Annotated in this window: 17 protein-coding genes, 1 tRNA gene and 1 pseudogene; 8 read left to right on the top strand and 11 right to left on the bottom strand. The window is 39.4% G+C overall.

From position 1 onward, the window contains the following. Nucleotides 1-466: 466 nt before the first annotated feature. Both HMPREF0659_RS04245 and HMPREF0659_RS04240 read left to right on the top strand, forming a co-directional pair. The gene (locus tag HMPREF0659_RS04245) at nucleotides 467-1,819 is read left to right on the top strand and encodes an alanine/glycine:cation symporter family protein (RefSeq protein WP_013264076.1); all 1,353 of its coding nucleotides are present in this window, start codon (nucleotides 467-469) and stop codon (nucleotides 1,817-1,819) included. A gap of 412 nt (nucleotides 1,820-2,231) precedes the next feature. Further along, nucleotides 2,232-3,989, top strand: a complete 1,758-nt coding sequence (locus HMPREF0659_RS04240) for a phosphoethanolamine transferase (protein WP_013264263.1) — start codon at nucleotides 2,232-2,234, stop codon at nucleotides 3,987-3,989. A gap of 412 nt (nucleotides 3,990-4,401) precedes the next feature. Here HMPREF0659_RS04240 and HMPREF0659_RS04235 read toward each other — a convergent pair whose 3' ends face one another. Both HMPREF0659_RS04235 and HMPREF0659_RS04230 read right to left on the bottom strand, forming a co-directional pair. Next, nucleotides 4,402-5,964 (bottom strand): sulfatase, encoded by a 1,563-nt coding sequence (locus tag HMPREF0659_RS04235; RefSeq protein ID WP_013264461.1) that lies wholly within the window; start codon nucleotides 5,962-5,964, stop codon nucleotides 4,402-4,404. A gap of 306 nt (nucleotides 5,965-6,270) precedes the next feature. Further along, a complete protein-coding gene (locus tag HMPREF0659_RS04230) occupies nucleotides 6,271-8,352 on the bottom strand; it encodes a GDSL-type esterase/lipase family protein (RefSeq protein WP_013264294.1) in 2,082 nt (693 codons plus the stop codon). Nucleotides 8,353-9,123: 771 nt separating this feature from the next. Between HMPREF0659_RS04230 and HMPREF0659_RS04225 the strand changes: the two genes are divergently transcribed. Both HMPREF0659_RS04225 and HMPREF0659_RS04220 read left to right on the top strand, forming a co-directional pair. Beyond that, nucleotides 9,124-9,510, top strand: a complete 387-nt coding sequence (locus tag HMPREF0659_RS04225; protein ID WP_013263850.1) for an ISAon1 family transposase N-terminal region protein — start codon at nucleotides 9,124-9,126, stop codon at nucleotides 9,508-9,510. Further along, nucleotides 9,476-10,468: an ISAon1 family transposase gene (locus HMPREF0659_RS04220; protein WP_013264433.1), complete on the top strand. Its 993-nt coding sequence runs from the start codon at nucleotides 9,476-9,478 to the stop codon at nucleotides 10,466-10,468. Before HMPREF0659_RS04225 ends, HMPREF0659_RS04220 begins: the two co-directional genes overlap by 35 nt. Before the next feature lie 91 nt (nucleotides 10,469-10,559). On the opposite strand, the gene HMPREF0659_RS04215 is transcribed toward HMPREF0659_RS04220, so the two are convergent. The 5 genes from HMPREF0659_RS04215 to sppA form a co-directional block, all read right to left on the bottom strand. Further along, nucleotides 10,560-10,632, bottom strand: a tRNA-Phe gene (locus HMPREF0659_RS04215). 133 nt (nucleotides 10,633-10,765) lie between these two features. After that, the gene (locus HMPREF0659_RS04210) at nucleotides 10,766-11,875 is read right to left on the bottom strand and encodes a thiamine-phosphate kinase (RefSeq protein ID WP_013264755.1); all 1,110 of its coding nucleotides are present in this window, start codon (nucleotides 11,873-11,875) and stop codon (nucleotides 10,766-10,768) included. Between the two features lie 99 nt (nucleotides 11,876-11,974). Beyond that, entirely contained in the window at nucleotides 11,975-12,784 is an 810-nt protein-coding gene (locus HMPREF0659_RS04205) for a purine-nucleoside phosphorylase (RefSeq protein ID WP_081439540.1), read from the bottom strand. Further along, nucleotides 12,666-13,847, bottom strand: a complete 1,182-nt coding sequence (gene lpxK, locus HMPREF0659_RS04200; protein ID WP_044045867.1) for a tetraacyldisaccharide 4'-kinase — start codon at nucleotides 13,845-13,847, stop codon at nucleotides 12,666-12,668. The genes HMPREF0659_RS04205 and lpxK overlap by 119 nt, the downstream gene beginning before the upstream one ends. Before the next feature lie 6 nt (nucleotides 13,848-13,853). Next, nucleotides 13,854-15,632 (bottom strand): signal peptide peptidase SppA, encoded by a 1,779-nt coding sequence (gene sppA, locus HMPREF0659_RS04195; RefSeq protein WP_013264158.1) that lies wholly within the window; start codon nucleotides 15,630-15,632, stop codon nucleotides 13,854-13,856. A gap of 95 nt (nucleotides 15,633-15,727) precedes the next feature. Here sppA and HMPREF0659_RS04190 point away from each other — a divergent pair, with 95 nt between their 5' ends. Both HMPREF0659_RS04190 and HMPREF0659_RS12865 read left to right on the top strand, forming a co-directional pair. Further along, the gene (locus tag HMPREF0659_RS04190) at nucleotides 15,728-16,780 is read left to right on the top strand and encodes a glycerate kinase family protein (protein WP_013264837.1); all 1,053 of its coding nucleotides are present in this window, start codon (nucleotides 15,728-15,730) and stop codon (nucleotides 16,778-16,780) included. Between the two features lie 134 nt (nucleotides 16,781-16,914). Beyond that, nucleotides 16,915-17,179, top strand: a pseudogene (locus HMPREF0659_RS12865) (helix-turn-helix domain-containing protein). A gap of 71 nt (nucleotides 17,180-17,250) precedes the next feature. On the opposite strand, the gene HMPREF0659_RS04185 reads toward HMPREF0659_RS12865, so the two are convergent. Next, nucleotides 17,251-18,054, bottom strand: coding sequence for a tyrosine-type recombinase/integrase (locus HMPREF0659_RS04185; RefSeq protein WP_013263818.1), 804 nt, complete (start codon nucleotides 18,052-18,054; stop codon nucleotides 17,251-17,253). A gap of 5 nt (nucleotides 18,055-18,059) precedes the next feature. On the opposite strand from HMPREF0659_RS04185, the gene HMPREF0659_RS12380 reads away from it, so the two are divergent. Then, on the top strand, nucleotides 18,060-18,323 hold the full coding sequence (locus tag HMPREF0659_RS12380; protein WP_081439539.1) for an Eco57I restriction-modification methylase domain-containing protein: 264 nt from the start codon (nucleotides 18,060-18,062) through the stop codon (nucleotides 18,321-18,323). A gap of 83 nt (nucleotides 18,324-18,406) precedes the next feature. Here HMPREF0659_RS12380 and HMPREF0659_RS04180 read toward each other — a convergent pair whose 3' ends face one another. Continuing rightward, the gene (locus HMPREF0659_RS04180) at nucleotides 18,407-19,639 is read right to left on the bottom strand and encodes an IS4 family transposase (protein WP_013264582.1); all 1,233 of its coding nucleotides are present in this window, start codon (nucleotides 19,637-19,639) and stop codon (nucleotides 18,407-18,409) included. A gap of 51 nt (nucleotides 19,640-19,690) precedes the next feature. Between HMPREF0659_RS04180 and HMPREF0659_RS04175 the strand changes: the two genes are divergently transcribed. Beyond that, entirely contained in the window at nucleotides 19,691-20,620 is a 930-nt protein-coding gene (locus HMPREF0659_RS04175) for a class I SAM-dependent methyltransferase (RefSeq protein ID WP_013264625.1), read from the top strand. Nucleotides 20,621-20,659: 39 nt separating this feature from the next. Here HMPREF0659_RS04175 and HMPREF0659_RS04170 read toward each other — a convergent pair whose 3' ends face one another. Then, nucleotides 20,660-24,622, bottom strand: coding sequence for an Eco57I restriction-modification methylase domain-containing protein (locus HMPREF0659_RS04170; RefSeq protein ID WP_013263844.1), 3,963 nt, complete (start codon nucleotides 24,620-24,622; stop codon nucleotides 20,660-20,662). Between the two features lie 19 nt (nucleotides 24,623-24,641). Continuing rightward, nucleotides 24,642-25,637: a hypothetical protein gene (locus HMPREF0659_RS04165; RefSeq protein WP_013264779.1), complete on the bottom strand. Its 996-nt coding sequence runs from the start codon at nucleotides 25,635-25,637 to the stop codon at nucleotides 24,642-24,644. Between the last annotated feature and the right edge of the window lies 1 nt (nucleotide 25,638).

The raw sequence follows: 25,638 nt of genomic DNA, 5'->3' as shown, positions 1-25,638 counted from the left end.
AGGCCTTACTAACGCCCTTTAAGAAGCCTATTAAGCATCTTTTGAAATGACTTAACTTAAGTGGTTGATTCCCTGTTGGTTAGAAAGATGATATTTATGTGTGTTTTTTGTCTTTATTTTAATAGGTTCATTTAGATTTATGTAAAGTCTTTTCAATGCGGTATGTATAGTTGAAGTATTTCATGATGAGATTTTCAATGTAGGCAGATGAGAGATATAAATGAGTTTATGAATGATAATTACACCGTTAATTGGATCATAAAATAGCAGCAGATTGAACTCTGCATGATGAAAATGTTAATACAAAAGTAATTTTGTGATTAACTCAAAAAGTTGCTTTTATCGTTGCTTTGTAAAAGATAAAATACTATATTTGCGGCGTAAGATTGATTATTTAATCTGTTACTAAACAATCTAATGTGGTATTATCCACTAATCTATTACTAATATCTAAACTATGTAGCCGATGAATGTATTAGACTATGTAAAAGCGTTCAATGAGTTTTTGTGGAATAGTTTTCTCATGTACGCATTGTTAGGAGTAGGCATTTTCTATACTGTCTACCTTGGTTTCCCACAGATTCGCCATCTAAATTTGGCGTTTAAGTATGCTTTTGGTCCAATATTCAAGAAGCGAAAGCCTGGTGAAACAAAAGTTAATTCATTCCAAGCATTAGCCACAGCTGTAGCCGCTCAAGTTGGTACTGGTAATATTGGTGGTGTGGCAACAGCTATTGCAAGTGGTGGTATGGGAGCTATTTTCTGGATGTGGGTATCTGCATTGTTAGGAATGAGCACCATTTTCTCTGAGGCAGTACTTGCCCAGAAGTATAAGAAAGAGTATCATGGCGAGACGGTCGGAGGCTCAGCCTATTATCTTTATTATGGACTTGGTAGTAAGTGGCTTGCTGTTTGTTTTTCTGTTGCTATTGTTCTTGCGTTGGGATTCGTTGGAAATATGGTACAAGCAAACTCTATCTCAATAGCTTTGAATAATGCTTTCCATATACCTTCTTATATTATAGGTATTGTTTTAGCAGCAGTTGTGGGTGTAGTAATTATTGGAGGACAACGCCGAATCACCGCTATAGCCGAACTTTTAGTCCCTTTCATGGCGGTTGTATATATCTTGGGTTCGCTTGTTATCATTTATATGTTTGCTGATCAGTTGCCTCATGTTATCCGTACAATCTTCCAAGATGCTTTCTCTATGAAGTCAGCAGCAGGTGGAGCCGCTGGTACGGTGATGAAATATGCCATTCGCTATGGTGTTGCTCGTGGTCTGTTTTCGAATGAGGCTGGTATGGGTTCAACACCTCATGCTCACGCTTTGGCTGATGTTAAAGACCCTTCTGAGCAGGGATTTGTAGCTATGGCAGGTGTTTTTGTTGATACCGTTCTTATCTGTACATCAACAGCTTTTGTCATTATGCTGACAGGTTCTTTCCAAAATCTAAGCTTAAAATCGGTTGCTATTACGCAAGAAGGTTTCGAGATAGCTTTTGGAAATGGTGGAATTATCTTTCTTGCCATCAGTCTAATCTTCTTTGCTTTCACAACAATTATTGGGTGGTATATGTTTGCTGAGATGAATATCAAGTTTATGTTTGGTAAGAAGGGTATTCTTTCTTATCGTGCACTTGTTGTTCTCTTTGTCTTTCTTGGCTGTCTTTTTGCAGCAGATATGGTATGGGAATTGGCAGATACCTTCAATGGTCTGATGGTAATTCCTAACCTTATTGGTATTATTTTCCTTGCACCTCAGGTAAAGAAAATATATAAGAACTTCTTGGCAAACAGAAAAGAAAATAATTCTTAAGCCATTTGCCAACTTCTATCGTTATTTTCTTTTGATGTTTCTTCTTATTATGTTGAAACCAATCAATTGAAGAATAAACAACTATTTTGAGCGGTGAGCTACATGTTGGTATGTGCTCACCGTTCTTATGATTAGGCTTAGTAGTTATAATTATCCTTTTAAGCTAAACTGCCTGTTAAAGCCTAAACTGCTTTTGTTTTATAATTGAGCAGCTTATCTATCTTTGGGTTAAAGGTATAGCGAGCTATGTTAAGTTACATAAATAGACGATCAATATAGAATTATGGTATAATGTATATATTTATAACGCTTATGTAAATAACAATTATTTGAAAATACGGATGCTATTTTGTACCTTTGTAACTAATCCTGATTATTATAGCATGTTAAGATCATGATTGGATGAAACAGTATGAAGCAAATCAATAATACGAAAATGAAAAGTACCTTTGTAACTAAGATGGTAAAGCCAATAGAAGAGAATTCTCTTTTCTTTATGTTTATGCTGTTGGTTGGTGCCTTTACGAATGTGAGTCATCGTAATGTTTTTGGTTATATAGAATTGATTGCGGATCTATATATTATTTGTTTTTTACTGAGTCTTTGTCAACAAACAATACGTCAAGGGTTGGTGATTATGTTGAGTAGTGTTGTTTATGTGGTAGCCATAATAGATACTTGTTGTAAGACACTCTTTGATACTCCAATTACACCGACAATGCTTCTTTTAGCGCAAGAAACTACAGGCAGAGAGGCTACAGAGTTTTTCTTGCAATATCTTAATCTAAAACTTTTCTTTTCCGCAGCTGATATTATTCTTTTTCTTGCACTCTGTCATATTGTTATGGCGGTAAAGAAGATGACATTTCCAACCTCTTATCTCAAGCAACCTTTTGTTGCCTTTGCTTTAATGTTTACAATCTTTGTAGGAATAGCTTTAAGTGTTTATGATAAGGTTCAGCTTTATAGAGTTAAGAATCTCTCAGAACTTGAGGTTGCGGTTACTAATGGTTTTGCACATCTTTATCATCCAGTCGAACGTATTGTTTATGGACTTTATTCAAACCACTTGATAGCAAAGCAGGTTGATGGAGTCATTATGGCTAATCAGCAAATTAAAGTAGATTCATGTTCTTTCACATCTCCTACAATTGTACTTGTTATAGGTGAAAGTGCCAACCGACATCATTCTCAACTGTATGGCTATCCCTTGCCAACAACGCCTTATCAACTTGCCATGATGAATGGTAAAGATTCGTTAGCAGTGTTTACTAATGTTGTTTCACCATGGAATCTAACGAGTAAAGTGTTCAAGCAAATATTCTCATTGCAATCCGTTGATGAGAAAGGTGATTGGAGTAAGTATGTACTCTTTCCAGCAGTGTTTAAGAAAGCGGGGTATCATGTTAGTTTCTTGTCTAATCAATTTCCGTATGGTATTAACTATACACCTGATTGGACGAATAATCTTGTAGGTGGTTTCTTCTTAAATCATCCACAATTAAACAAGCAAATGTTTGATTATAGAAATGTTACGATTCATAACTATGATGAGGACCTATTAAATGATTATAAAGATATCATTAGCTATAAGAAGCCACAACTGATAATCTTTCATCTTTTAGGACAGCATTTTCAATACTCATTGCGTTGTAAAAGTAATATGAAGAAGTTTGGAATAATGGATTATAAGCGTATGGACTTGACAGATAAAGAGAAACAAACTATTGCAGACTACGATAATGCAACGCTTTATAATGATTATGTATTGAACAAGATAGTAGAACAGTTCCGTAACAAGGATGCCATTATTGTCTACTTGTCTGACCATGGAGAGGATTGCTATGGTAAAGATGTAAATATGGCTGGTAGGTTAACTGAAGTCGAACAAATCAATCTCAGGAAGTATCACGAAGAGTTTGAAATACCTTTTTGGATATGGTGTTCGCCTATATATAAGCAGAGACATCGCAAGATTATTACGGAAACATTGATGGCAAGAAGTAATAAGTTTATGACAGATGATCTACCACATCTGTTGCTTTATCTGGCTGGAATAAAGATAAAAGACTACTTCGAAGAGAGGAATGTCATCTCTCCAAGTTTCAACAGCAATCGTCGTCGTCTTGTTTTGAAGACTATTGACTATGATAAAGCGTTATATCAATAAGACGTTTTTATAGTGCTGTTTGGTAGAGTTGTCCTATATTAGTTCTTTATAAAGCACTTTACAGTTTTCTTTATAATAACCAAAACGAGATTCTTTGACAATCTTCAGCTGATGTATTGTTATTCCGCACATAGCGTGTTGATGCTCCGCACGTGTTGTGTTGTTGGTAAACACCAATGGTGCTGCCTGCTAAATATCTCGCAAAATGTCACCAAAGTAGGTTCAACTTATTGTTATAAACAAGTTGTACTACAAAGAACTTACTTAGTCTGTTGGGTCAGTAGCTTATTTCGTAAAGTTGATAAGATATCACTTCAAGGAGATACTATTCTCTCTTTTATCCTATAAGAGTAGAATGATGCAGTTGAAATAAAATCAATGAATAACTTATGTCTACTTAAACTAACCACTCTTATTTTCTTTTTTCACCCTCTACGATTGGTTTCTGTGCATTCATTTTATGTAATTTAGATGTGAGATGTCTGTAAAGGCGTTCAACGAGTTGAGGGTGAGAAGAAGCAAGATTATTCTTCTCAGACAGGTCGCTGGATAGATCGTATAGTTCTTTTTGACCAGTGAGATACGAATAAATCAATTTCCATTGCCCTTCACGAATGGCACAATTAAGACTGATTCCCAATCCCTCTCCATCCCAAATGTTAGGATAGTTCCATATCAGTTGTCGCTTCTTATCACCTTGTTGTTTACCACGAAGAATAGGTGTAATGTCTTGTCCGTCTATTTTTTGTGGTACATGATAGTTCTTAATTCCAGCCATGGAGAGTAAGGTAGGGTAGAGGTCCTCTATGATGATAGGTGCATGAGAGCGAGTATTTGGTTTTACAATATTATTCCATTTTACAATAAAGGGAACTCTTATACCTCCTTCATACAGAGAACCTTTACCACTCTTGAGTGGTGCATTCTGCGTGTAAAGTTCTCCATCCCGCCAATAGGATGATGAGGCGAGTCCTCCATTATCGCTCATAAAGATGATGATGGTCTCTCGCTTAAGTCCTGCCTTTGCGACCCAATCCATGAGGTCTCCCAAACTTTTATCCATTCCTGCAATCAATGAAGCGTAAGCAGCTTCCTTTTCCGAAAGACCACGTGCACGATACGTAGGGTAAAAACGCATATCTCGATCGATTGGTACGTGCACAGCGTAATGAGACATATAGAGATAGAAAGGTTGGTCGTATTTCTTAGCCTTCTCTAATGATGCTATTGCCTCTTGTGTAAGGGCTTCTGTGGCAAAGATACCAGTACCCCAATAACGTTCCAAGCCTGGGATAGCGAATGGAGATGTGGGTTTGCCATCTTTTGCAAAACCATAGTTACGTTCGCTTAAATAGGTAGCTAATCCACCAGCTGCCGTACCTGTAATGTTTACGTCAAAGCCAAAATGGCACGGATTCTCACCCGGAGTGTCAATAGCTCCCCAGTGTGCTTTTCCGCAATGTATGGTATGATAGCCTACATTTTTTAGGAGTTGTACAAAGGATATAGCCTTTGTAGTATGTGCGACATTACCGCTTTGCGCAATACCATTATAATTCCAATCAGGTAATGTTACGCCATCTCGTTTCCCATCTGTCATCTTATCGCGATGTAAAGTCCAATTCGTTACCCGATGACGAGCCATATTCATACCTGTCATCAGACTACATCTGGAGGGCGAACTGATAGGAGTTGCATAAGCATCTGTAAACATCATCCCCTCGGAAGCAAGTCTTTCCATGTTAGGTGTATCGTATTTCCGATTATTGGCAGTAATCGAATCGGCAAAGGGAAGAGATGTGTCTTGCCATCCCATGTCGTCTACCATGAACAAGATAATATTGGGTTGTGTATTTACTTGTTGTGCTTTGGCTGGGAAGGAAATGCCGAGAGCAGCTATTGAAGTTGTAATCAATAGGGTAGAAGAGTGCTTTGAATTATATAAGGTATAGTTATTCATTGTTGTATCAATCATTGATAGGGGTTTTTAGATAGAGTACAAAGTTAAAAAGAAAGTTGCTAATCACCACATAAATATGATGAAGTTCTTAAAATCTTTTGCTATAAAGTTATTGAGAGTGTCCTATAGTAGATGCATGATATGGTTAAACTACCAAATATATAGGGATACATCAAGGGGCATAAAGGGAGAAAATCTATTTGTGTAATATAGTAAATAGGATTCTGTCTGGAATGGTCTTAATAAAAAAAAGTCAGACTGTGGGCAGTCTGACTTAATTGTATCATTTTTCTAAACAAAGAACGATGGTTATAAACACCTTTATTTCTTTACTGCCCATTGGAATGTACTACATGGTAATCCTACCTCATTCACAAGGTTGGCACGTGTAAAAGGTTGCCATCCATAACGAACATAGAGTGGACGTGTTACAGAAGACGACTTAACAAGAATTGTGTTAGATGATGTTATTTGTGCTTCTGCTGGATAATAGATGCCATCTGCACCTGCTACCTCAAAGCCAATAAGGCGGCTGCCCTTAGCTGATAGTGACTTTGCGTGAATAAACTGTAATTCAATTCCATTGTCTTTTGCTGATACAGAATGACAGATAGGGCCATCAGATTCTATGTTGTAGTCATAACTATGGTGTAAAGCCTGTAAGCCAAGTCGCTCACCGACAGGTTTTTTGTTAGTGTAATGTACATCTAAGGAATCACCCACATCTGTTGTAACAGCCATCCATGTATTACGTAGTCTTGATGCCATACGACGCTGAGAATCACGGAAACGTGGCCATGAAGGACGATTCAGGCTGGAGAGCTGTACGAAATAAAATGGTAGCTCTGGGTCATGGAAGAAATTACGCCAACTCTTCTGTAACATCGGGAAGAGACGTTCGTGTAGTTCCATGTTATGTGCATTGGACTCACCTTGGTACCAAACAATTCCCTTGATACTATATCCTTTTAGTGGAAGCATACCTGTCTCGAACATATAGGCTGGTGCATAAGGATGACGTTGCAGTGGGTTCTTACTTACGCTGATGTTTTGCAATGCTCGCTCACGTGCCCATTTCATACCGAAATCTCCATGATACCAATCACGAAGAATAGCTGGCATACGTTGTTCTAACGTATGGCGGTCAATCCATGACTCTGTAGTGGTACCACCAACAGCATTACAGATGACACCTACTGGGACCTGCAAACTGTCTGCTAACTTCTTTCCAAAGTGATAAGCTACAGCTGAGAAGCCACCCAAAGATTCTCGAGAGCAGTTACGCCATGGTCCAATATGGAGGTACTGATGACGATTGACAGAGTCGCAAGCATTAGCAGACCATGCTATGGCAGTCGTTGGGTAGATAGCTGACATATTAAAAAGATGTAAGTGTGTCTGACTGTCAGCCTCATTCAAGTCTTGTGTCCTGCTCTGTACAGCATTTACAGGTAACTCCATGTTTGATTGTCCTGAGCAAAGCCACACTTCACCAACGTATATGTCTTTAATAGTAAGCTTTTCTTTCTTCGTACTTATTTGGGCTTTATAAGGTCCGCCAGCTTTCTCAGCAGGGAAGGTAATCTTCCATTTTCCTGCATCATTTGTTATAGCTGAAAGCATATGCCCATTGAAGTTGACCTTAACAGTTTCACCTGCATTTGCTTTTCCACGGAAAACAATAGGTTTGTTGCGCTGAATAACCATACCATCGGTATACAATGGAGACAGGGCAAGCCCACCATAGTTGCCTGTCAAGGCTCCATAGACCGTCTCTGCAATAATCTTTGCGCCCTCAGCATTCGGGTGAATAGCATCGGCAAGAAGATCGGGACGACTATATAGAGGTGTATTTAAGTCAATGAGTGGAACTCGTGTCGCAGTCGCCACTTGTCGTATATGTTTCTGAATCTGCGCATGCCAGTCGCGTGTACCACTCTCAAAACGTGGATGACGCTCAAAGATAGGGGTCATAAGACAAATCCAAATCTTTGCTTTAGGATTCGCCTGACGGAAACTATCAATCAGACGGATGTAATCAGCATTAAATTCTTCACTGTACTCAGGCCAGTTTCGTGGGTCGGTATCATTGAGTCCAAGGTGGATAATGACAAGGTCTGCTTTGAAGTTCAAAGCGTCTTGGTACTCTTGTTGGTCGACATAGGGACGATGTCCATGTTGTAGTAGTGTAGTTCCAGAGTGTCCGAAGTTTCTGACTTCATATTTATCTCCTAACATCTTCTGTAGTTGTGCTGGATAACAATTCTTTTCTCTATCGATAATTGTCATTCCCCATGTCACACTATTTCCTACACATGCTACCTTGATTTTGCCGCCAGCAACAGCAGTCAAAACCATAAGGAGCATTCCAAACAACACGATTGTTCTTTTCTTCATAATCATTTATAAATGTAGTAATGGAAGGTTTTGCTTTTACTTAATATTTAACTTATACATAAATTCTTTGCAAAGTTAATTATAATCTATGAATAAAGGAGACACTATGGATAACAAAAGCATTTTAATGGATAAATTATTATACAAAAGGATCGGTAGTGTTATGATAAAGTATAGACGCACAACTATTCATATAGCATTACAAAAGGCTATTAATATACAAGTGGAATAACTTAAATTTCTGAACTTTTAAATAACAAAAAACCTTATGAAACAAGAGGTTTGAGACTTATTTCGTAAAAAATAGATTTTGTATAAAACATGTGTTCGCACACATCATTATAATGAAAAAATAATCTACTAAAAGTTTGCATGTGACGCGAAAATAATATATCTTTGTGACTGTTATCCTGAAAACAATCTTTTACCTTTAAAAGACTAATACCTATTGAGTAAAGAAAGCGATCACCTGTGAAGGTCATCGCTTTTTCTTTTTAACCCAAATAGTTCATTAGAGCCTAAACATATTGTGTTTTATTATCGAGCATCTTGTTTGTTTTTGGTGCAGACGTAGCGGGCTACGTCAAGTTATAAAGACAATTTCTACTGAGCCGTTTTGGTGATTCTTCATGATGCAAAGGTAATAAATACTTATGAAATTGTGTGCTTAAGAGTATAGACTTGCAACTGGGTTTTATGACTGACCCGTTTTAGGGGCTCAGTAGAAAAAAGGTGGGGAAATTTTCTTAATTAATATATTTTTCTTTCCTTTGTATCATGGAAGAAAAATATTTATATCAGTTAGCCGAATTCGTTTTACCCAGTGATGTATTACATTATTTCTCTATTGTTAAGATAGAGTCTGATACTTCATTGTTACGTATTTATCTTGATGAGAAGATGGAGAAAGAACTTTCCGATGATCTTCATTTTGAATCAAAAGGTTTTATGGAAGCTGTCGAGGTAACGGACTTTCCGATTCGTGACCATAAGGTTATTTTGGTTCTTCGTCGACGTCGCTGGATAGATATTCGTACAGGTAAGAGTTTCTCTCTTCCCTTGCAGATAGATATTACAGCCTCCGGCACTCGTTATTCCAAAGAGTTCGGAGCTTTTTTAAAAGAAACGTATGGAGACATCCCCAGTGACCTGCCGTACGCTTGAGGAATTCTATCATATCAATGGACGTAGTTTTGAGAAACAATACAAGGAAACATTAAGTGGTTACAGGTCTTGGGATCAGTTGTCTCATGCTCAGAAGTGGCTTCTCTTTGAGGATAATATTGGTAAGAACATAGCAATAGACGAGACATCCTTGTCCAATGGTGAACTCTATACGATTATCACTAATAGGGACAAACACGGCAAGCAAGGATGTCTTGTAGCCATTGTTGCTGGAACCAAATTCTTGGATGTCTGCAAGGTATTGGATAAGATAGATGAAAAGAAACGGGAAGCCGTAGAAGAGGTCACCTTGGACTTATCCGATAGTATGCGTAAGATTGTAAGGCATTGTTTTCCAAAGGCTAAACGAGTGATTGATCGCTTTCATATACAGAAACTTGCAAGTGATGCCGTGCAACAGATGAGAATAGAGTATCGCTGGGCAGCTTTACAGCAAGCAAATGACGAGAAAGAGAATGCGAAGTTAGAAAAGATAGCGTATCAACCACTGACTTTTGAAAATGGAGATACACGTAGTGAACTGCTGGTAAGAAGTAGGTACCTGTTGTTCAAATCATCAGAGAAATGGACTGATGAACAGAAGCTAAGAGCCAAAATACTGTTCAGAGAATATCCTGACATTAAGAAGGCTTACGGTTTATCACATTCGCTAAGAATGATTTTTGCTAAGAATACTATCAAAAATGCAGCCAGACTATCATTGGCAAAATGGTATAATAACGTCGCAGAAGCTGGCTTTCATTCCTTTAATGTCATTGCTGCAACTTTCTACGAGCATTACGAAGACATACTTAACTTTTATATTAACAGATCTACAAACGCTGCTGCCGAATCCTTCAATGCAAAAATAAAACTATTTAGGGCTAACTTAAGAGGAGTTGTAGATAAAAGTTTCTTTCTTTTTAGGCTTGCCAAAATATATGCCTATCCCCACTAAATATCTACTGTCCCGGTTTTAGGACTGCCCCGTTATAATGAGTAAAAAAAAGAGCGGCCTCTTGCGAGAACCGCCCTGATGAAAGGAGGAGTGGTACCACCAGGAATCGAACCGGGGACACAAGGATTTTCAGTCCTTTGCTCTACCAACTGAGCTATGGCACCATCGTTATTTGCAATCAATTTTTGTAACGTTTGTGTTGTTTTCTCAATTGCGATGCAAAGGTAGTACTTTTATTTTATTCCTCCAAGTTTTTCAAAAAAAAAATGTTTCTATTTACATCCTTTAACAAGTTGGCTATTTCTCGTTTTTAGGCCAACCTTGTGCCTTCAACTCAAACTCGTTACCATCACGAGCAATAAGGAATGCACCCAAGCTTTCCTTTGTTATATAACCTATCTGTCTGATATTCTCCATCTTATCAATCTTCTCATGATCGCCAATAGGTACTGTAAAAAGAAGTTCATAGTCTTCTCCACCATTTAAAGCAGCTGTTGTAAGGTTCATATTGAACTCTTCGCAGGTTGCTGCAGTTTGATAATCGATAGGAATATTCTTTTCATAAATTCTACAACCGCAGTGACTTTTTTCGCAAATATGTTTTAATTCACTTGCCAATCCATCTGAAATATCAATCATAGAGGTTGGATGTATGCCTGCTGTACGCAGTTGACTGAGTACAGCACCACGTGCTTCAGGTTTCAACTGGCGGTCAATAAGGTATTCTTTTCCTGCAAAGTCTGGTTGGAAATCCTCTATTGCTGCTCGTTCCTGGCGTAATGCTTCAAGTCGTTTCTCGTCTTTATTGCTTTGCGCTTCCTTTACCTTATTATTATACTCTTGCACTTGTTGGTAATAAACAGTCTTTTCACGTTCGAGAATTTGCAAGCCCATGTAGGCCGAACCAAGGTCACCGGTAACGCAGATAAGATCGGTCTCATTTGCTCCACTACGATAGACGATATCATCTTTTGCAGCTTCACCAATACAAGTGAGGTTAATAGCAAGTCCCGTATATGAAGAAGTCGTGTCACCTCCAACAATGTCTACATTCCATTTAGCACAAGCTTTGTTCAATCCAGCATAGAACTGATCAAGGTCTTCTACTTTGAAACGTTTTCCAAGCCCTAATGAAACGATGAGTTGCCGTGGCTGTCCATTCATAGCGAATATGTTACTCATAGCTATCATAGCCACCTTGTAGGCAAGATGTTCCATGTCTATGTAAGTTAAATCGAACTGTACACCCTCCATGAACATCTGTGAAGAAACAAGTGTTTCTTTATCTGAATAGTGTAAAACAGCAGCATCATCACCCACGCCCATAATGGTAGAGTTGTTGATTGGTTGTATGTCTTTTGTGAGACGGTTGATTAGTCCGAATTCACCAAGGTCTTTTATTTCCATTTACTTTATTAATAGCTTATTGATATAATGTCTAAGACGTCCTTTATCTATGAATTATAGAATAAAGAACGCCTTAGTTTCTTTTTATATTTATATGCCTTATGAGCGTTTAATCATCTCACGCATAATCTCTGTCATACGTGGCTGTGCAGCGTTTGCAGCTTCCTGAACCTCTTCGTGGCTAACTTTTACAGGAACATCAAAGCCACCAAGGTCAGTGATTACACTGATGCCGAACACCTTAATACCACTATGGCGAGCAACGATAACCTCTGGTACGGTACTCATGCCAACAGCATCACCTCCCATCTTGTGGTACATACGGTATTCTGCAGGTGTTTCAAAGGTTGGTCCTTGTACGCCCATGTAAACTCCATGCTGAACTTCGATGTTCTTCTCCTTAGCAATAGAGTCTGCTAAATCAACCAATTTATGGTCGTATGCCTCGTGCATATCTGGAAAGCGAGGACCTGTAGGGAAGTTACGACCACGTAGCGGATGTTCTGGGAACATATTAATATGATCTGTAATAATCATGAGGTCACCAATCTTGAACGATGGATTCATACCGCCAGAAGCGTTTGAAACAAACAATGTTTCAATGCCTAACTCGTGCATTACACGAATAGGGAAGGTAACATCCTTCATGTTATATCCTTCATAGAAGTGGAAGCGACCTTTCATAGCCATGATATCCTTACCACCAAGTCGTCCAAAGATAAGGCTACCAGCGTGACCTTCTACTGTTGACACTGGAAAATTTGGTATATCTTGATAAGAAAATGAGTAGCTATCGGTTATCTCTGAAGCTAATTGTCCGAGGCCTGTGCCCAGAATGATGGCTGTCTTTGGACTTGTGGTCATCCTCTCTTTTAGCCAAGATGCTGTTTCTTGAATTTTTTCGTACATAGGATATTATTTTTTTATTGAATACCTCTTCCTTGTCAAGCATAAAGCTTACCTTGATAGGAAGTGCATAAATGTTTTCTTTTACATCGTCTGATAATTTATCAATATCAACAAGACGTGCCTTATCTTTCTCTGTTGTGACAATCAATTTTGGTTCAGGCATTTTAGCAAAGGTCTCGTTAATACGATGAATATCCTTTGTTGTGAATGCATGATGGTCTGGGAACGATAGTGTTGTCAGTGCATTGTTTCCTGTGAAAGAGTTTAGATCCAACTCCAATTGCTTTGGTGACATGATACCAGCAAGCAACAAGATATTTTTTCCTCTTATTTCTGTGAGTGGTATATTTCTTCCTTTACTGAAGATAGGTTCCAAATCACAATAGTCTAACGTCGTAAAATAAAGCTGTTGGAAAGGGTAGAGTTCCATAGCTTTACTCAATACACGATAGTCTATTGGGTTTAGACTCTTTGGGCACTTCGTGATGATAACAATATCTGCACGATTTTTTCCAGAGAGTGGCTCACGTAGTCTTCCTGCAGGAAGAAGTTTGTCATAGATGATAAGTCGATGATAATCAACTAACAGGATATTGATACCGGGATGTACATATCGGTGCTGAAAAGCATCATCTAAGAGAATAACATCTGTATCTTTTGTTTCTTCATCAGATGTTAGCCGATCTATTCCTTCACAGCGTTTCTTATCAACTGCAACACGAATATCAGGGAACTTTGTCTTCATTTGATAGGGTTCATCACCAATCTCCCGCATAGGAGTATTCTCGTTTGCTAATACGTATCCACAACTCTTACGTTTATAGCCACGTGAGAGAACAGCCACCTTCATTTTATCCTTCAGTAATCGGATAAGATATTCTACGTGGGGAGTTTTCCCTGAACCACCCACAGTAATGTTACCAACAGATATGACTGGAATGTCAAACTGTCGGGATTTGAGAATGTTCAGTTCAAATAACTCATTGCGCAGTCTTACTCCAAGCCCATAGAGCCAGCTGAAAGGCAATAGCCATTTGTTTATTTTGATGTGGTCTCCTTCCATATATGATTAATGGATATTAGGATAAAATGGCAAACGTGCCTGAATTGCACTCTGTTGATCGATGGTCTTTAAGAGTGTGAATGGCTCATAATAGTCACCTAAGTTAGCACGTAACTGTTGGCTGAGGTAATTATTAGGATTCGTTTGCTCCATCATTTGCTCTAAGAAGTTAGGCTCCTTAGGGTAAGCACATTTTCTATAATTTGGTAGTTTAGCAAGTTGTGCAGCTTTTGCTACAGCAACATCCAATCCACCAAGCTGATCAACAAGTCCTATCTTTTGTGCATCTTGACCAGTAAACACATGCCCCTGTGCTACCTTCTCAACCTGTTTTTCAGTCATCTTACGTCCTTCTGCCACACGGTGACGGAAGAGTTTATAGCCACGGTTTACATATTGGCTAAGATATGACATTTCTTCTTCTGTGAAAGGACGAGCGCGTGTGCCGAAGTCAGCATATTTGTTGGTTTTAACTTCATCAAACTTTAAACCCAGTTTTTCTCTTAGCAGACCGCTAACATCAGGGAACATACCAAAGATTCCTATAGAGCCTGTAATTGTAGTAGGCTCAGCAACAATCCAGTTGGCTGGAGCTGACATATAATAGCCACCAGAAGCAGCCATTCCACCCATACTAACAACGACAGGTTTCAACTTTTTCAGTTCCATAATCTGATGCCAGATTTGCTCTGATGCATAAGCGGAGCCGCCGCCAGAGTTGACACGTACGACAACAGCCTTAACGTCTTTATCTTTTGCTAACTCTTCCAAATCTTTGCAAACAACTTGTGCGTCAATCTGATGACCTTGTGAGAAGAGACCTCCTACAACACCATCAACAATATCACCATAAGCATAGTAGACTGCAACTTCATTTTCCTTATCACCTTGGTTTTTGTCCTCAGTGTTCACCATGTCAGCAATAGTAACCTGATTGATGTCTTTGTCAGCCTCAATACCTAATTGCTTTTTGACGATTCCTTTTATCTGGTCTGTATAAACTAAGCCATCAACGAGCTTTAATTTTACATATTCTTGTGGGTCAGCAAAGGTTATCATACTGTCAGCGTATGCGTTCAGTTGTGCTACTGACAAACCTCTGCTTGCTCCAACTTCCTTTGTAATATTGCCCCAGATACTGTTTAAATAGGCTGATGTTTGCTCACGATTAGCATCACTCATCTTGTCGCCAGTGAACATCTCGGTTGCGCTTTTGTAAGCACCAACCTTTACTACCTGCATCTTTACACCGAATTTTGCCAAGAGGTCCTTAATGAAAACTGGTTCAGAAGCTAATCCGTGCCAGTCAATCTGTCCTTGTGGATTAAGATAAACTTTATCAGCAACAGACGACAAGTAGTATGTACCCTGTGTATAGGTGTCAGCGTAAGCAATAATCCACTTTCTACTCTTCTTGAAATCGAGTAGTGCTTTACGCAATGCCTGCATAGAAGCATATGAATCAGACGCAAACGCACCTGCTTCTATGTATATACCCTTTATTTTATCGTTGTCTTTAGCTTTTCTGATTCCTTCAAGCATATCGTCAAGACCCAAACTATTTATTTGAGAACCTTGTAGCTGACTAAGAAAATTATTTTCACTTCTCTCTGACATCTGTCCTGAAAGATTCAATACAAGTATTGAGTTGTCTTCAGGTTCTTTGGTTGTATCCTGCGATGCAATCATACCAACAATAGTGAAAAGTGCAAAGAGTCCTGTAACGATGCTAAACAACATCATTCCAAAGAAAGAAGCAAAAACGAATTTGAAAAATTGTTTCATATAAAGGTATATAATTACAGTTTATCTTGCAAAGATATATATAATAGATGTAAAATCCAAATTATTCACGAATTCTTAATAACTTTGTAAGCAATATGAAGCATATTATTTTAGCTATTGATAGTTTTAAAGGTTGTCTCTCTTCTGTTGAAGCTGAAGATGCTGCTGAACAGGGTCTTCGTGAGCGGTGGCAGGAAGTTAAGGTTGTAAAGGTTCCTGTCACGGATGGGGGAGATGGAATGTTAGAAGTCTTTTTACAGTTATTCGACTGTAAGGAGATTACTATTAATTGCCACGATGCACTCATGCGTCCCATTCAAGCAAGCTATGCCGTATGTGCAGATAATACGGTCGTTATAGAGACGGCTTTGTCGTGTGGCATAAATTTTCTTAAGCAACAGGAATTGAATCCTTTACGTGCAACCACTTATGGATTAGGTGAACTCTTTGCTGATGCACTTCAAAGAGGATATAGAAAGTTTGTTGTAGGACTTGGAGGGTCAGCTACAAGCGATTGCGGACTTGGTATGTTGGCAGCTTTGAAAGACATTTTTGGTAAGAACTGGCGTGATAAATTTTTACGAGATTTAGATATAACCTTAGCTTCAGATGTAAATAATCCTCTCTTTGGTGAACGTGGTGCTGCTGTCATTTTTGGTCCACAGAAGGGAGCGACACCAGAAATGATAGTTTGTTTGGATCGTCGAGCACGTACTTTTGCACGTATGGCTGCTGCTCAGTTAGGTTTTGATTGTTCTTTGAATAACGGTGCTGGAGCTGCAGGTGGATTGGGTTATGCTTTTATGCAGTTTATGAATGCCAAGATGAGCTCTGGTGCAGATGTTCTTTTAGAAACTGTCAATTTTAATTCACTTATAGAAGATGCAGATTTGATTATAACAGGGGAGGGTAGTGCAGATAGTCAGACATTAATGGGAAAGATACCGATAAGGGTTTTAGAATATGGTCTTCGTAAGAATGTTCCTGTTATGCTTATAGCTGGGAAGGTAAAGGATGCGGCAGCTTTACTTAAAGCAGGCTTCTCACAAGTCCAATGTATTACACCAACAGATATGATGCTTACAGAAGCAATGAAACCTACCGTTGCAAAAGAGAATATTCGAAAAGCTATTATACAGTTAAATTAAGGTTTCCGATATGCGGAGTAATAAAGCAGACTAAAGTTGGTGATATAAGCATTGTTGTTTTAAATTTATTTTGCTGTCACATTTAACATTTCATATAAAGGTGCTGCAAATCAATTGTTTATAGGCTCTTTTTGATGATATCAGTGACAGGAAAATACATTTTGAATAAATTGTTTTGTTCTGCAAACTTTATTCATCGTATCGAACAACTCTTCGGCAATCCGCCCGATAGTGAGGGGTGGATTGATAACGAAGATTCATGTAAGCATTTGATTATCAGTAAGTGTACCTTGCAATCATACAGAGATATGGGTAAAAATTCCTCATTCAATGATAGAACACAATTGTTATTATAAAGAGAGAGACATTACGGATTTATTGAGCGCAAAAAGTAAATGAACTATGTTGAGAACGAAATCATTGCACAGAGAGACTGCTACAACTAACAATAGTTTATCAAGTCAAAGAGGTTACCAAGTAATTATCTTGTCTACAATAGCCTGTTGCTCATTGGAAGTACGACGCAGGTAAATTCGAGTGGTCTCAATACTCTCATGCCCCATTAAGTCTGCCAATAGAACAACATCATTGAACGATTCTAAGAAATTCTTTGCATACCTATGACGGAAGGAATGAGGGTGCATCACCTTGGAATTTATACCCCATTGATGGGCGAAGCGTTGCAATTTGTGTCGAATGGCTCGTGGAGTAATCTGCTTGCCGTGTTTGTCTAAAAATAGATATCCAAGATCTATATTGGCACGCTTCAACCATGCTTTTGTCTCCATGCAGAGATCTTGCGGAATGAAGATCCGACGAACCTTCCCTCCTTTGGTATAGATGTCAAAGTAACCCACTCTCACATGCTCGACCTTGAATTGTATAAGTTCACTTACTCGAGCTCCTGTAGCACCTAAGAAACGAACGAGGAAATACCATACTTCCTCTTCTCCTTCTTTGAGTTTTGACTTGAGATACTGGTAGTCCGCATTGCTAATCACATTTTCGAGATAAGTTTTCTGTTGTATTTTGAGAGATTTGAGACGAAGGCGAGGTTTACCGATAAACTCTAAGTATTTGTTGAGAGCCTGAATGCGAAGGTTTACAGTTTTGGGTTTAAATTGTTCTATTTGATCTGCTTTGTAAAGCAAAAGATTTTCTCGATTGAAGCAAGAATACTTTCGCTCAAAGTCTTCTACAGCATACAGATAAGCTGTAATCGTATTGTCCGATAATTCTTCTTTCTTGAGTTGTTGCTTAAATGATTTGACCATATTATTTGATTTTGTATCTAAGTAATATTGCAAAAATCTCGCCGATTTACGCTATTATAGGCAACCCACCGTATCAGCTGACTGTAGCAAAGAAAGATACTGATAATGGACAAAAAGCTGTTGTAAATATATTCCAACATTTCCAATTACTTGCCGACAGACTTGCTCCACGTTTTTCCTCGCTCATTTATCCTGCTGGGCGGTGGATACATCGTTCAGGCAAGGGACTGGCAAATTTTGGCTATAATCAAATTATTGCTGTCCGATAAAACCTCTATATACTGCAATATCCTCTCTCAATCCTGCTGAAATAGGCATGATTTGTTCTTATTTCAAATTCCAAGCCCCCCCACTAGAATAATGACAACTCTTCTGGTGGGGCTTTTACCTGGGTAATCAATCTATCCCAGTCTCTATGTGGCCGTTCAAAGAAACTCTGTATTGAGACATAACTCATAAGTAGAATTCTTATCATTGTTGCCAAGCCTGAGAAACTCCAAGGTCTCTTTATTTTGTTCTTCACTAGGGTTATAAGCAGATTGGCTATAAGTGTAATCCATATTTGTATTTTTATAGCGTTCGCACTCTCTCCATAGAAGTATCTTAGCGGGAAATTCTGTTTTATTTGTTTAAATAAGGTTTCTATTTGCCATCGTCTCTTATAGATAGCTATAATATCTTCTGCTGACATCTGAAAATCATTGGTCAGCAGAGATATGAATCTGATTTTCCCTTTCTTGGTCTTATCCTGATATGTGATTTTTCTTGCTTTATGGTAAATATCTTTTTCCTTTGTATGCTTATGGAAGAGAATGGTTTCTACGCGTACAGCTCCATAATCTGTAGTCATCTGGTAATCTGTATCAGCAATCCTTTCAAAGCTAAGATTATTTTTCATCTTAGTTACATATATAACGCCTCTTTGCGTCAGTTCAGAGAACTTTTCATAGTTTATATAGGCTCGGTCAAAAGCAATCAGGTCCTCATTGGCGTATCGTTCTGGGATAAGTGCAAACTGATCATGACTAGCTGCAGATGTGAACTTAATATCGCTTGGAACATTCTCATTGGCAAATATCTCTGTATGTACTTTTATTCCACCCTTCTTCTTACCAGTTTTGGGATTACGTCCTACACCTTTAAAGACCAAGTTAGAAAACAGACTTATTGTCGTAGAATCTATTATCTTTAGATTCTTCAGCCATTTAGGCTGTCCACAATTTCGGCTGTCCGAGTAAAGCTCATGGCGGTATTTCTCATATAGGTTCATATAGATCGAACCGAATATCTCGGAATCTCGGCGTTTATTTGCATCTGACAAGGTACTTCGACAAGGGAAATGCTTTAAACCAAGATGATTAAAGCGATTAACATTAGCAAAGAGAGAGGCTTTTATCTCACGCAGAGAGTCTAAACGCAGCATTACTGCATAAAGCATGACAACAAGATGATGCCATGCATCAAACTTCTTTATATAGTGTTCACCTCCCTGAGCTTGGCTCAGAGAGAGAATTTTATCACGATTAAAATAGTTTAACAGTTGAACATATAGTGGCTGTCCGATAAAATGTGTACTTTTGTTCATCTTATTTCATTGTTTTATTATGACAACTACAAAGGAAATAAGAAGGGCTGAATGTGCAAAACAATCAGCCCGTTTTTTTATTATTCTGAATTAAAAAGATATGAACGCAAAAAAAGTTTTATCGGACACCAATATAATCAAATCAACGATAGAAGGCTTTGCCGTCTTCATTTCTTTCCTGACTCTACAGATATTTTCCAAGATGTCGGCATTGCCGATGGACTCTCTATTGTATTTATGGATTATGCTAAGAAAAAAGAGGGCTTTATCTATGCTTACAGCAAAGGAGGAAAAACTATGGAAGTTGCAATGTCTAACCCTGGTGATATTTTAATGGCACTTGATCCTATAGCCGAGCAAATCAGTCAAAAGATTCAAGCCATTGTCATTAAGCATCATTTTGAATATATCTATGGGTCAGTTCTTCCTCGCAGTCTATTTTCTATAGAGAGCGATTTTGTTGAGCAAAATCCGACCTTAGTACGCCCTTTACAAGAAGGAATAATACTTGGCGAAGATGAAATAAAGTTGTTTACGAACGACAAAGCAGGAAAGGCAGGGAGAGCAAGTTGGTTCATTGCTCATAAATCGGTAATTAAAACTGGCTTAGACTATTTGCATCGGTGGAAAGTCATTGTATCGAGCGCAAATGCTGGCGGACAGAAACGAAGCAATCAGATTGCTGTGCTTGACAATCACTCTGTCTTTGGCCGTTCACGTGTTGCCCTCAAAACATTTGAAACAGAGCAGGAAGCACGAAACTTCTATGCTTACTGCCAAACAGACTTCATACGCTACGCATTCTTGCTAACCGATGAAGCTTTAACTTCTTTGGGGAAACTTGTACCCGATTTATTGGACTATACGAACGATAATGGAATAATAGATTACGCACAAGATGTAAATACACAGTTATATCGACTATTTGGAATAGACGAGGAGATGCAAGCAATCATTAAACAAACACTCTCAGAACGATAACCAAAAAGGGCAAGCCTTATGATGACTTGCCTCTTTTTTTCACCCCATTGCTCGCACCTTTTCTTCAATAAAGGCTATTTCTTCCGCTTCCAACCCATATTTGTGGTAAAGTTGTTGGTCTATCTCTGCAACAGAAAGTGTCCAATCAATGTCTGACGCTGCGGTAAAGTCTTGCAATGGTACAAGTCGCCAAGTGTCTTTGGGATTGTGTTGCGTTGCTTTAAGTAGCCCCAGCATCGTTCTGGCAAACTTTGTCTTGACGTATTTGAGACAAGCCTCTGCTTCTGTCCGAGTATCGAATGCTCCTATTGTTAAAAATGTCTGAGTAACTCCTATGAGTGGTTCTCCTATGAGCGGTGAACTCAGTACTTCTCCGATTGCTCCCGATCCGTTGCTTTTAGGAACAATCACCTTATATTTATCCAAATTCGGGTGGAAATCAACATATTCCCTTTTTATCCAACGATAGCAACGTTCGTTTTTATATCTACCATAGAATCTAACTTCCTCTTCCTTTATTTGATAAGTCTCTTTGAATATTTCGGGCAGTTTTTCAAAAATATTGGTTGTTATATCGTATGGATGTCCCATACTTAAACGCTCTTTAGCCCAAGGATAGTCTTCGTGTAATTTATCTGACAATCTATAACTTTCGGGCGCATATATTAGTTCTGCAAACAATCCGTTTTCACTTATCTTACATACTTTATTTGCAATAATGTTCAATTTCTTGTAAGCTGTGAACGTACCAATTTTTCCAAAATTCAGCTTAGAGTCTCTGTACATAACAGCCACTCCTCCTTTTATATCTACTGTTGGGAACACATCTGTACTATTTGCCCAATAATCAACCACCTTAAAGTGCTCGTCATTAAGTATCTTAGTATTCCAATCCTTTGGCGTTTTGCCTGCGTTAAACAGATAGCGAGCAGGAGTCAGAAGCGAGACTCTTTGCGCCAAAAGGCTTGCAAGATCGATGAATAAATGATAAACAGGAGCATCGCTTGTGTTTTCGGATGTCACCTGATACGGTGGGTTGCCTATAATAGCGTCTATCTTCATATTTTCGTCATTATTTATTTTCCAGAATCTCTTACCCGAGCGCAACATATTGACCACGCTATCGGGTTCTGTGATAATGCTTTCTATTAAGTTGGGATAATATTTGGTATGCACATTCGTATTGCGGAAACCTCGTAGGGTGCGCATAGTGATGTAGCGTGCCATAGGCGTTTTGCAGACGACGAAGATGTTTTCCTCTAAGGTCAAGTCCCAAAGCATAAGTGCCGTGGCACGATTTACTTCTCCATACTTCTCACGAGCCTGCTCTAATCTGGTGCGATAGATGTTGTAAGCTGCATAGAGGGGATAGAGACCACTCTTGGAGTTAATTTCCAGAATGACGCTCTGTGGATGAAACACCTCAGTCGTGACACCTTTATGCTCAATATAGCGAGGAATATCTAAGTTGGAGGTGAAGTCCTCGTTCATAAAGCAGTAGCCTCCAAGGCTATCTCCAAGATGCATATTTACCACACGCCAAGGCGTGAGCACCGTTTCTTTATCGGGGTTGCGGAAGGTGGCAAAGATGCTTGCTAAACGGGCAATACGTTCCTCAATGGTAAACTTGTCTGCCATACGCGCCATTTCACGGATGCGCTTACCAGCCTCGCGGAAGATGTCGGGGTCGTAATAACGCTTGAAACGGGCAAACACTTGTTTGGTTACGCCTCGAGGCATAAACTCTTCCCAAGACTGGTCGTCCATAAGCTTAGCAAAGTTGTCGATGGTCAGTTCCTTGTCCTCGTCCACCATTTCGGCACCATAAAGCATAAGCGGCATACGGATAGAGATACCACGGAGAATGGAGATAGCCTCCCGCCGTTGGTCGCCCTTTGCTTTAAGCTCGTCGAGTCGTTTTTTTTCTTCTGGCGTAAGGTCTTTCTTCTTTTTCTTTTCAAGTTGTTCTTTCTCCTCGTATTGCTCGTTGGTCAGTCCCTGTCGGTTGATGTCGATGTCTCCCGACTTAGGCATTGCCTTGGTTTTGCCAATGATGCCTTTGAGGTCATCAAACTCTTTGAGTTCCACATCTGTGAGTTTGAGTAATTCGTCATTGTAGAGTGCACCATTTTCAAAACCATCTTGCACCACCTTTTCTATCTGCGCTCGCTTGAGTTGGGCAAGCATAGTTTCCACTTTGTATTGTTTCATCTGCCCACCATCAATGGCAATAATAGGACAGAAATTAAGGAAGTCGCCAAGCAATTTACGGTCATCTTCGGTTTGCTTTCCAGCCTTGTGCGATACTTTTGCAGTCTCAGCAAGCACCCGCAGCGTGCGGTCGGGAGCAAAGTCGAAGGCGTAGCAGTCTGTCTTCATACGTCCATTATGAGTATAAGGTGTTTGAACACGGAAGATAGTCTGCATATATCCTGCTGCCGAAGTGCTGTAAGCACCAGCCATCATAAACACACCAGTCCAAGGCTTTACGCTTACACCCGTGGTAAGACGTCCACAGGAGAGGGTTATTGTATAAGATTGGTCAGGGTCACTGCCAATGGCTTTATTAACAAGTTCAAGTGCGTCGCGGCTTTCTTCCTCTTCGTCGCCATCGCCTGCCACGTTAACCACGTTGAAGAGTCCAAAGACAGGGTGCTTAGCCAGTTTTCTGCTGAGAGCCTTGGCGGCTTTTACACCCGGCAGAATCCAAAGGGTATGTCGGAAAATTTGTCTAAAGCTGTCGTTAGAGTAAGGATAGAGCGATTCTTCATCATCAGTCGTCAGGAGTGTGAGGAAATGGTCAATATCTCGCTCGTGTACAAAGCTCCCATCTTCTCGTGTGCGGAAGAACTCGCGGAAGTTGAAGGCTTTTTCTTCGTCGCTATATTCACTCATCAACCGCCCAAGATCGTAGGTGTATATGTGAATAGCGGGTAGCGAAGCGTATGGATTGGTGTCACCAAGATGATTGATTTCCCAGTCTATTTTGGCTTTTTGCTCCATAACATAATCCCACGTAAAGACCTCCTCTTCTTTGTGGTCGTCCAACAGATTGAAAGGTGTGCCTGATAGGCGCAATATCTTAGTGTTTTTGCTTATCAGTTGTTCTAAGACAGCCTTTCCTAATTCGGTTTGCGTACCTTCGTGAGCCTCATCTACAATAACCAAGTCCCAAGTAGTTGAAAATATTTCGTTGTTTTTGTCAAACTTTCCTCCAACTTCCTTAGAGCCACGCATATCTTGCATAGAAGCAAAATAGACATATTTCTTTCCTTGACCAGCCAGTCGCTGGAGCGAGGCAAAGCTTTCCCCCTTGTTATGTGAACCATAATGCCACTCAGGACTGTCGTGGAATGTTTTTCCGAAGTCTTCAAACCAACTGGCGTCTACCACAGGACGATGAGTGACAATAATAGTACGGACGGCTCCCATCTCTTTAGCTACACGCAAGGCACATAGGGTTTTACCAAAACGCATTTTGGCATTCCATAACATCTGATTGCCCCGACGAAACTGTTTGAGCGTACGCTCCACGGCGTCCTTTTGTTCTGGTCGGAGAATAATCGGATTCTCAGTGTGAGTCACTTCGCCTGCCCCCAAACTGTCCTTGCCCTCCTTGATGGCAGCAATGGCACGTTTTACGGTTTCCAAGTCACAGGAATACCATTCAGTAGCTCCTTTAAACTCCTTACGTTTTACGCCCGAACGCTCTAAGACATTATGCACTTGTTTGTCATTGAAGGAACAGATATGTCCTCCACGGATGTAAAACGTAAGTTCGGTGTGCAGAAGTTCGTAACTGATACCTGCCGTTTTCGTATATTGATCAATACGAGCCTTGGCAGCCTGGTTAAGGACATCGCTATTGGGTGCTGCCAACGTATCTCCAGTATCATCACCAAGCGTTGTTTCTCCTATCTTCAAACTACCTTCATGCTGTTTGTCAGCAATAGCAAAAACATATATCAATCGAGGTTTGAGTGATGATTCAAAAGTAGCCATAGGTTGATATTTTAAGTTGTTATTTTATTAAGTCAATGAAACGTATTTTTCGATTGTTCTCTCCTGTTACTGGGTCTTTATGTCCCCAGTCACGGATGAGGCAGTATATCCCGTTGTGTCCTTTATAGGTCTCATTCTGACATCCGGGACAAAGCACGGTTCGCTCCATTGCTTCAAAAAGAGTTTGTTCAATTATGACCTCATTATGTCTACAACTATCGGGAACTACTCCTTTCAACCCATCCATCTGAAAAATATTCCAAGCTATAATATAGGCAATGTATTTTATCGAACGTTCTTGGGGTTTCTCTCCGAACTTTTCTGTGTAATACTCAATAAAAGTCATGAGTAGTGCTTCACGAGCAAGCAGGAGATTGTCTCCTTGCCATTCATAGCCATAGATATTCTTATATGCCTCTTGTGCCATTTTGAGCCATTCTCCAGTAGTGGTAGTATTTTCCGATATGACACGTAATTTACGGTCAAGCATACCTATACGTTGTGATAATGGAATAAAAGCTCCTGTAGTCGTATCGTATCGGCTTGCAAGATAGGGGGCTTCACCACATGTGATTTCCATGCGGGTGGAGCGAACATAGTCCTTCCATGTTTTACCGTCAGGAAACAAGATTGGTTTAGTTGTGGCTGTCCATGTTTTGGTTTCGGGGTGCTCGTGATTAAAAACATCTTTGCGCCCAAACCATGCCTCGTCTACCTGGTTGTTTTGCGCATTGCACACCCAAGAAGGCGTAAAAACCTCAGCTTTGTCTTTGGTTCGGTTCGCTTGTTCTTCTCGAGTTTTTAATACTCTCGGTTGTATGATAAAACCATTATCACCGGTGATACAAGGTATTGTGATAGGTGCATGATAACTATATGCCTCACCTAAAGAGGCATAATCGTCCGTAGCCCAAAAGATATTCTTTTGCGTCGTGTGGTCTCTGAGTAATTCTACAAGTATTTCTTCTGATTGCCGTAGAAGTTCGTTTTCACTAATATCTATATTTGGTTTCATA

Origin of the sequence: Prevotella melaninogenica ATCC 25845, from assembly GCF_000144405.1 — a bacterium.
In the GTDB taxonomy this organism is placed as follows: domain Bacteria; phylum Bacteroidota; class Bacteroidia; order Bacteroidales; family Bacteroidaceae; genus Prevotella; species Prevotella melaninogenica.
The sequence above is the reverse complement of the archived record's forward strand: the minus strand, read 5'-3'. Positions and strand labels throughout refer to the sequence as shown.

Bases quoted from the DNA above. Each gene is read 5' to 3' on its own strand.
- HMPREF0659_RS04205 (WP_081439540.1), bottom strand. From the start codon at position 12,784: ATGTACGAAAAAATTCAAGAAACAGCATCTTGGCTAAAAGAGAGGATG.
- HMPREF0659_RS04230 (WP_013264294.1), bottom strand. From the start codon at position 8,352: ATGATTATGAAGAAAAGAACAATCGTGTTGTTTGGAATGCTCCTTATG.
- HMPREF0659_RS04170 (WP_013263844.1), bottom strand. From the start codon at position 24,622: ATGGCTACTTTTGAATCATCACTCAAACCTCGATTGATATATGTTTTT.
- HMPREF0659_RS04240 (WP_013264263.1), top strand. From the start codon at position 2,232: ATGAAGCAAATCAATAATACGAAAATGAAAAGTACCTTTGTAACTAAG.
- HMPREF0659_RS04235 (WP_013264461.1), bottom strand. From the start codon at position 5,964: ATGATTGATACAACAATGAATAACTATACCTTATATAATTCAAAGCAC.
- HMPREF0659_RS04175 (WP_013264625.1), top strand. From the start codon at position 19,691: ATGTGCAAAACAATCAGCCCGTTTTTTTATTATTCTGAATTAAAAAGA.
- HMPREF0659_RS04190 (WP_013264837.1), top strand. From the start codon at position 15,728: ATGAAGCATATTATTTTAGCTATTGATAGTTTTAAAGGTTGTCTCTCT.
- HMPREF0659_RS04210 (WP_013264755.1), bottom strand. From the start codon at position 11,875: ATGGAAATAAAAGACCTTGGTGAATTCGGACTAATCAACCGTCTCACA.
- lpxK (WP_044045867.1), bottom strand. From the start codon at position 13,847: ATGGAAGGAGACCACATCAAAATAAACAAATGGCTATTGCCTTTCAGC.
- HMPREF0659_RS04180 (WP_013264582.1), bottom strand. From the start codon at position 19,639: ATGAACAAAAGTACACATTTTATCGGACAGCCACTATATGTTCAACTG.
- HMPREF0659_RS04165 (WP_013264779.1), bottom strand. From the start codon at position 25,637: ATGAAACCAAATATAGATATTAGTGAAAACGAACTTCTACGGCAATCA.
- HMPREF0659_RS04220 (WP_013264433.1), top strand. From the start codon at position 9,476: ATGGAGACATCCCCAGTGACCTGCCGTACGCTTGAGGAATTCTATCAT.
- HMPREF0659_RS04225 (WP_013263850.1), top strand. From the start codon at position 9,124: ATGGAAGAAAAATATTTATATCAGTTAGCCGAATTCGTTTTACCCAGT.
- HMPREF0659_RS04245 (WP_013264076.1), top strand. From the start codon at position 467: ATGAATGTATTAGACTATGTAAAAGCGTTCAATGAGTTTTTGTGGAAT.
- HMPREF0659_RS04185 (WP_013263818.1), bottom strand. From the start codon at position 18,054: ATGGTCAAATCATTTAAGCAACAACTCAAGAAAGAAGAATTATCGGAC.
- sppA (WP_013264158.1), bottom strand. From the start codon at position 15,632: ATGAAACAATTTTTCAAATTCGTTTTTGCTTCTTTCTTTGGAATGATG.